Genomic DNA, 6,247 nt, shown 5'->3' on the forward strand with positions numbered 1-6,247 from the left:
ACTGTCGGGGGTGGTAGGCAGCGGCATAGGATGATAAGAGACAGGGGCAATAAAGAGTCGGGCGTTGTTCATAAAAGTAAACATGCAGGCCAGGCCACGGTTTGGCTCACCGAGCAAAAAGCCCCGGGCGCCGTCAAAGTTCATCACGCAGGTGGCGTTGCCGTGGATACCCATCTTGTGTTCCAGCGAACCACAGCCCAGGCTGTTGGCCGGGCCCAGACTGCCATCATCGTTCACCGCAAAACGCGGTACCAGAAACAGCGATATGCCCTTGCTGCCCGCAGGTGCATCGGGTAGGCGTGCCAGTACTATATGCAGAATGTTTTCCGCCATGTCGTGCTCGCCGGCGGAAATGAAAATCTTGGTGCCGCTGATGCTGTAGCTGCCGTCTTCGTTGGGTTCCGCGCGGGTGCGCAGCAGGCCAAGATCGGAACCGGCCTGGGGTTCGGTCAGACACATGGTACCTGTCCAGCGCCCCTCCACCAGGGGCGGCAGGAAGCGGTCACGCAGGGCTTCGGTGGCATGGGTCATGAGTGTTGCCATGGCGCCGTGGGACAGACCCGGATACATGGTCCAGGACCAGTTGGCGCTGCCGTTGATTTCCGCCACTATGGTGGCCAGCGAGTCCGGCAACCCCTGACCGCCAAAGTCCTGCGACTGCGCCAGCGATGGCCATCCGCCTTCGATATAGCGCGCATAGGCCTCCTTGAATCCCTCAGGCGTTTCCACCCCGCCCGCGCCCAGGCGACAGCCCTGATCACCCGTCTGATTCAGCGGCGACAGTACCTGGGAGGCGAACTTGCCAGCCTCTTCCAGAATGGCATCGACCATGTCCATGCTGGCATCTTCCGCGCCAGGCAGCTTTTGATAGTGACCGTCAAAATCCAGCAGTTCCTGCATTGCAAAACGAATATCCCGCAATGGGGCTTTGTACTCGGGCATCTGGGTAACCTCTTGCATCAGTCCTAAGGTGGAAACGTGCGTTATCCCTGACAGAATCAGCCACCCTTAAGCTCTAAAGGTCAGCTTCAAAGCCGTGGCAACAAATCACTCGACCTAAGTCGCAGCTGCACAAACACAGGATATACGCCGTCAAAACATAGCAAACAGTGTGGTTAATCAGCGCTTTAGCGGCAATAACAAATACAGTCGAATAATTGACATTAACGGCCAGCAGCAGGCGACAGTACAAAAGGCGGCATGACAGTACCACCAGCAGGCGCTATGCTCATTCACGCTAAAGGGCCTGGCCAGCCCAAGCTGGCCAGGCCCTGAAAAAACCACCCGACCTCAGCCCAATCACAAAAGGCAAAACACAGATGCTGGTGACCTTTAGCTCAGACGCCCACGCCGACATCACCCTCTTTGGGGCAGAGGCGCTGCAACTGATACGCATGATGGGCCGTAGCGATACGGTGCCAGGCGCCGTGCTGGCCGACGATGTGCCCGCCGCCCTGGCAAGGCTCAAACAGGCACTCAAGAATGCTCCCGCGCCCATGGATGAGGCCGCGAACAGCGAAGACGACGAGGATGAGGATGACAAGGTGCCACTGGCAACCCGAGCCTTTGCACTACTGCAACTGCTACAGGCCGCCGCCGACCACAAGGCCGATGTGATGTGGCGTCACTGAACAGCAGCGTATAAGTACTACAGCGCCTGGGTCAGGCATCAAACAGCTCATCAATGGCGCAGATTTCACCGCAGCGGCTGGGCGAGTAACCCGGCAAGGCCGACACCGCTTCCCTGAAGCCTTCACTTTCCATCAGGCCGATCAGACGCTGCATCTTGGGGTCGTTCAGCGCCTGTTTGTGACACACCATCAGATAGTGCTCTGTGGCCAGGGGCACGAAACCAAGCCCAAACTGGCGCGCCGCCGCCTCGACCCCAAAACCCACATCCGCCATGCCGGACGCTATATAGGCCGCCACCGCGGAGTGGGTGTATTCTTCCAGCTCATAGCCTTTGATTTTGCGCACCGATAATCCGGCGTCGCGCAGCAGGCCATCGAGCAGCGCCCGGGTGCCCGAATCCTTCTGCCGATTGATAAAGCGCACATCAGACTTATGCAGATCATTCAGCCCCTCGATCCCCCGTGGGTTATCCGGCTTGATCATCAAACCCTGGCAACGGGTGATAAAGCGGATGATGCGGTGACTGCGGGGCTTGAGCAACCGGCGATAATTTTTCATCAGCGGCCCGCTGATCGCCGCCGTGGGTACATGGAAGCCGGCCACATCGCAGGCGCCACGATTCAGCGCCGCCAGCGCTTCCTGCGGGCTGCAGTACTGCATATCCAGTTGCAAATCCGCGGCGAAACGCGGCAGCAGCGCCACCGCATAACCATGGCTGGCATAGAGCCGCAACACCGGTTTTACCCCTTCAAGCAGCTGCTGAATTTCCAGATTCAGTTCAGAACCCAGGCTTTCGAGCTGCGGCCCCAGGCGCGCAGCGACGCGCTGTTCAGCCCAAAGCAGCTTTTCTCCCAGCGGGGACAGCCAGGCACCGCGGCCTTTCTGCATATCCACCAGGGCAACGCCGAAAAAGTCCTTCCACTTGTTCAGCAGGTTCCAGGCGTGGCGGTAGGATATGCCCACATCCGCTGCCGCCACCGTCAGCTTGCCGCTTTGGTGCACGGCATTGAGCAGACCAAAGAGTTGGGGGTCGAGCCGGTTGCCCGCTTCATCGGTAAATGACCAGGCCGGTGTTATCTGTATTTTTTTCATATGAACTTTATTTCATATTTTGTGTTTGACGCAGCAATGCTAACTTTGCCGCATCCTAAATGGAAACATAATCATAAAATATGCACCAAGGTGCATATATAACGATAAGAGCCCAGGTGAATGCAATGAGCGGCCTCCCCCAGTGGACCCCCGAGTTGATCCAAGCAGAAATCGACGCCCTGAAACACAAGCCCGGCGCCCTGTTGCCTATTCTGCACGCAATTCAGGACAAATTCGGCTATGTGCCCACCGAGGCCGTGCCCCAGATCGGTGATGCACTCAACCAGACTCGCACCGAAATTCATGGTGTTATCAGTTTCTACCACCACTTTCGCACCAGCGAACCCGGCAGCCACACCCTGCAGATCTGCCGGGCCGAAGCCTGCCAGTCCATGGGATCACGCGCTCTGGAGGCCCACGCCAAGGCCAGCCTGAACGTCGACTACCATGGCACTACAGCGGATCGTGAAATCACCCTGGAGCCGGTCTACTGCCTGGGCAATTGCGCCTGCGCACCCTCGGTACGCATCGGTAATGACATCCACGGTCGCGTCTCGCCAGAAAAATTCGACCGCCTGGTAAGCCGCCTGACGACCCGTGCCCTGGAGCTGAAATAATGACCACGCGTATTTTTGTCCCCTGCGATACAACAGCACTGGCCATGGGCGCCGACGCCGTTGCTGCCGAAATTGCACGCCAGGCCAAGACCCGCGGCGCCCAGGTAGAAATCATCCGCAATGGCTCCCGTGGCCTGTTCTGGCTTGAGCCACTCGTGGAAGTCGAGACAGCTGCCGGTCGCATCGGCTTTGGTCCGGTGGACGTCGAGGATGTCAGTGCCCTGGTGGAGGCCGGCCTGTTCGAGGGCGCCGGTGAACATCCCCTGGCGCTGGGCCTGGTGGAAGAAATCCCGTTTTTGAAAAACCAGCAGCGCCTGACCTTTGCCCGCTCCGGCATCACGGACCCGGTGTCTGTTGAAGACTATCTGGCACTGGATGGTTTTCGCGGCCTGGAAAAAGCCCTGCAGCTGAGCGGCCAACAGATCGTCGATGAGATCAAGGCCTCTGGCCTGCGTGGGCGCGGCGGTGCGGCCTTCCCCACCGGCATCAAGTGGCAGACGGTACTGAACGCGCCAGCCGAGCAGAAATACATCGTCTGCAACGCCGACGAAGGCGACTCAGGCACCTTCGCCGACCGCATGGTGATGGAGTGCGACCCCTATATGCTGATCGAAGGCATGGCCATCGCGGGCCTGGCCGTCGATGCGACTCAGGGTTACATCTACCTGAGATCCGAGTATCCGGTAGCCCACCGGCTGATGAATATGGCCATCGAGCGCGCCTATGCTGCCGGCTATCTGGGTGACAACCTGATGGGCAGCGGCCGCCGCTTTGATCTGGAAGTGCGCCTGGGCGCCGGTGCCTACATCTGCGGCGAAGAAACCTCCCTGCTCGAAAGCCTCGAAGGCAAGCGCGGTCTGGTACGTGCCAAGCCACCGCTGCCCGCCATTGTTGGCCTCTTCGGTCAGCCAACGGTGGTCAACAACGTACTGTCGCTGGCGGCGGTACCCTTCATCATGCACAAGGGCGGCGAAACCTATGCCAGCTACGGCATGGGACGCTCACTCGGCACCCTGCCGATGCAGCTGGCCGGTAACGTCAAGCAAGGCGGCCTGATCGAACTGGCCTTCGGTGCGACTCTGCGCCAGCTGATGGAAGATTTTGGCGGCGGCACTTTTTCCGGCCGCCCGCTACGCTCTGTACAGGTCGGTGGTCCCCTGGGCGCCTACCTGCCGGAAAGTCAGTGGGATACACCGCTGGATTATGAATCCTTTGCCGCCGTCGGTGCTGTGCTGGGTCACGGTGGTGTGGTGATGTTTGACGATACCGTCGATATGGGTGAACAGGCGCGTTTCTCGATGGAGTTCTGTGTCGTCGAATCCTGCGGCAAGTGCACCCCCTGCCGCATTGGTTCCACCCGTGGCGTTGAGGTTATCGACCGTATCCGCGCCAACGAAAATCGCGAGGCCAATCTCGAACTGCTGGCCGATCTGTGCGAAACCATGGTCGACGGTTCCCTCTGCGCCATGGGCGGCATGACGCCGTTCCCGGTACAGAGCGTGATGAAATACTTCCCTGAAGACCTGCAGCGCTAAGCTGGGCGGAGACGAATATCATGTTGCAACATTTTGATCCCAGCAAAGGCTCTGTATACAAGGGCTCTCCAGACAAGGACTACGGCACCCCGGCGCGCCTGTCCGAGACCCTGGTAACCCTGGACATCGACGGCGTTCAGATCACCGTACCCGAAGGCACCTCGGTGATGCGGGCCGCCGCATTGCACGATATCAATATTCCCAAGCTCTGCGCCTCCGACAACCTGGAAGCCTTTGGCTCCTGTCGCCTGTGCGCGGTGCAGATCGAAGGGCGCCGCGGCTATCCGGCGTCCTGCACCACCCCGGCCGAAGCCGGCATGAAGATCACCACCCAGAATGGCAAGCTGGCCAAGCTGCGTCGCAATATCATGGAGCTGTACATCTCCGACCACCCGCTGGACTGCCTGACCTGCCCGGCCAACGGTGACTGCGAGCTGCAGGACATGGCAGGCGCTGTGGGTCTGCGGGATGTGCGTTACGGTTTTGACGGTGAAAACCACCTGGACGCCGAAACCGACAGCTCCAACCCCTATTTCAGTTTCGATGCCAGCAAGTGCATCGTCTGCTCGCGCTGCGTACGGGCCTGTGAAGAAGTCCAGGGTACCTTCGCACTGACCATCGAGGGCCGCGGTTTCGACTCCAAGGTCGTCGCCGGCCAGGGCGATGATTTCATGAGTTCGGATTGCGTTTCCTGTGGCGCCTGCGTGCAGGCCTGCCCCACATCCACGCTGATGGAAAAGAGCGTTATAGACGCAGGCCAGCCTGAACACAGTGTCGTCACCACCTGCGCTTACTGCGGTGTCGGCTGCTCCTTCAAGGCCGAAATGAAGGGTGACCAGGTCATCCGCATGGTGCCCTACAAGGGCGGCGATGCGAACCACGGCCACTCCTGCGTCAAGGGCCGTTTCGCCTTTGGTTACGCCACCCACGCGGACCGCATCAAGCACCCGATGATCCGTGATTCCATCGACCAGCCCTGGCGCGAAGTCAGCTGGGAAGAAGCCATCGGCTTTGCTGCCCGTCGCCTGAAGGAAACTCAGGCCAAGTACGGTCGTGAAAGCATCGGCGGCATCACCTCCTCGCGCTGCACCAACGAAGAAACCTACCTGGTACAGAAACTGGTACGGGCAGGCTTTCAGAACAACAACACCGACACCTGTGCCCGTGTGTGCCACTCCCCCACCGGGTTCGGCCTCAAGGCAACCCTGGGCGAATCTGCCGGTACCCAGACCTTCGACTCGGTGATGAAGTCCGATGTCATCATCGTCATAGGCGCCAACCCCACCGATGCCCATCCGGTGTTTGGCTCACTGATGCGTCGTCGCCTGCGTGAAGGCGCCGAGCTGATCGTGGCCGACCCGCGCCGCATAG

General features: G+C 59.7%; 6 protein-coding genes. 4 read left to right on the forward strand and 2 right to left on the reverse strand.

The features are described 5' to 3' along the window. On the reverse strand, positions 1-942 hold a 942-nt coding region (locus tag MPRO_RS00855), incomplete at its 3' end, for an acyl-CoA dehydrogenase family protein (RefSeq protein WP_173645487.1). 377 nt (positions 943-1,319) lie between these two features. Between MPRO_RS00855 and MPRO_RS00860 the strand changes: the two genes are divergently transcribed. Further along, a complete protein-coding gene (locus MPRO_RS00860) occupies positions 1,320-1,631 on the forward strand; it encodes a DUF1840 domain-containing protein (RefSeq protein ID WP_067285941.1) in 312 nt (103 codons plus the stop codon). Between the two features lie 31 nt (positions 1,632-1,662). Here the strand turns inward: MPRO_RS00860 and MPRO_RS00865 are convergent, their stop codons facing one another. Next, positions 1,663-2,724 (reverse strand): substrate-binding domain-containing protein, encoded by a 1,062-nt coding sequence (locus MPRO_RS00865; RefSeq protein WP_067285943.1) that lies wholly within the window; start codon positions 2,722-2,724, stop codon positions 1,663-1,665. Between the two features lie 125 nt (positions 2,725-2,849). Between MPRO_RS00865 and MPRO_RS00870 the strand changes: the two genes are divergently transcribed. From MPRO_RS00870 to MPRO_RS00880, 3 genes are all read left to right on the forward strand, one after another. After that, positions 2,850-3,341 (forward strand): formate dehydrogenase subunit gamma, encoded by a 492-nt coding sequence (locus MPRO_RS00870; RefSeq protein WP_067285945.1) that lies wholly within the window; start codon positions 2,850-2,852, stop codon positions 3,339-3,341. Further along, positions 3,341-4,876, forward strand: a complete 1,536-nt coding sequence (locus MPRO_RS00875; protein WP_067285946.1) for a formate dehydrogenase beta subunit — start codon at positions 3,341-3,343, stop codon at positions 4,874-4,876. The genes MPRO_RS00870 and MPRO_RS00875 overlap by 1 nt, the downstream gene beginning before the upstream one ends. A 20-nt stretch (positions 4,877-4,896) precedes the next feature. Further along, positions 4,897-6,247: molybdopterin-dependent oxidoreductase (locus MPRO_RS00880; RefSeq protein WP_158651709.1), on the forward strand; the 1,351-nt coding region annotated here is incomplete at its 3' end.

The sequence above is a fragment of the Marinobacterium profundum genome, assembly GCF_001528745.1.
GTDB lineage: Bacteria > Pseudomonadota > Gammaproteobacteria > Pseudomonadales > Balneatricaceae > Marinobacterium_A > Marinobacterium_A profundum.